The following is a 1,457-nucleotide window of genomic DNA, read 5'->3' as shown; positions in this document are numbered from 1 at the left end:
ATCTGCACCAGCGGCATCAGCTGCTCGCGGTACTGCACCATGTAGCGGCCGTTCGAGAGCTCGATCTTGTCGGTGGCGATCTCCTCCAGGCGGGTGACCAGGCCGAGCGGCACCGCCTTGGGCTGGCTGGTGCCGGCGCGGAACACCAAGAGCGAGGTTAGTTGCTCGCCCGAGGAGGCGTGCGCGGCGGCGCTGTCCTCGGCCATCTCATGGGCCGAGGAGCCGGAGGCGCCCAGCGCCTTGGCGATGCCGTTGGGGTCGATGATCATGATCACCGCGCCATCGCCCAGGATCGTGTTGCCCGAGAACATGTCGATGTGGCGCAGCTTCGTGGACATCGGCTTGACCACGATTTCTTCGGTGTGGAAGACGCCGTCGACCACGATGCCGAAGGTCTGGCTGCCGACCTGGGTGACCACGATGAAGCCGTTCTCGGGATCGGAGGCGGCGCCGTCGTCGATCTTCAGGAGCTTCTTCAAATGGATCAGCGGCAGCAGCTTGTTGCGCAGCCGCAGCACCGCGGTGTCCTTGATCCGCTCGATGCGGTGCTCGGAGTTGGCACGGGCGCGGACGAGCTCGACGACAGACAATTGCGGGATCGCAAAGCGGTCGCCGGCGGCTTCGACGATCAGGGCCGAGACGATCGCAAGCGTCAGCGGGATCTTGATGGTGACCGACGAGCCCTCGCCGGCCACGCTCTTGATGTCGATGGTGCCGCCGATCTGGTCGATATTGGTGCGCACCACGTCCATGCCGACGCCGCGGCCGGAGACCGAGGTGATCTGGGCGGCGGTGGAGAAGCCCGGCGCGAAGATGAACTTGTGGATCTGGGCTTCCGTCATCTTCTCGAGCTCGGCCTCGGTGACGAGACCGTTCTGGACGGCTTTCGCCTTGATCCGCTCGGTGTTGAGCCCGCGGCCGTTGTCGGCGATGCAGATGATGATGTGGCCGCCTTCGTGATAGGCGGACAGACGAATGGTGCCCTGCTCGGGCTTGCCGGCGGCGGAGCGCTCGGCGGGCGTCTCCAGGCCGTGATCGGCGGAGTTGCGCACCATATGCGTCAGGGGATCCTTGATCAGGTCGAGCACCTGGCGGTCGAGCTCGGTGTCGGCGCCGTGCATCTCCAATTCAATCTGCTTGCCGAGTTCGCCGGAGAGGTCGCGGACGATGCGCGGCAGCTTCTGCCAGGCATTGCCGATCGGCTGCATGCGCGTCTTCATGACGCCTTCCTGCAGCTCGGCGGTGACGTTGGAGAGGCGCTGCAGCGGCACCTTGAACTCGGTGTCCTCGTTGCGGCGGCTAATCTCCAGCAGCTGGTTGCGGGTCAGCACCAGCTCGGAGACCATGGTCATCAGGTGCTCGAGGGTGTCGACGTTGACGCGGATCGACTGGTTGGCGATCTTGTCGCCTTCCTGGACCTCGCTCTCGACAGCCACCGCCTTCTTGGCCGGCTTCTT

At 65.1% G+C, this 1,457-nt stretch carries 1 protein-coding gene; it reads right to left on the bottom strand.

All coding sequences use genetic code 11. The annotated features are described in order from the left end of the window. Window positions 1–1,457, bottom strand: a 1,457-nt coding sequence (locus tag JQ604_RS41360; RefSeq protein WP_212366526.1) for a chemotaxis protein CheA, incomplete at both ends; no start/stop codon positions are given.

This window comes from Bradyrhizobium jicamae (genome assembly GCF_018130695.1).
Taxonomy (GTDB): domain Bacteria; phylum Pseudomonadota; class Alphaproteobacteria; order Rhizobiales; family Xanthobacteraceae; genus Bradyrhizobium; species Bradyrhizobium jicamae_B.
This window is presented reverse-complemented; position numbering and strand designations above follow the sequence as displayed.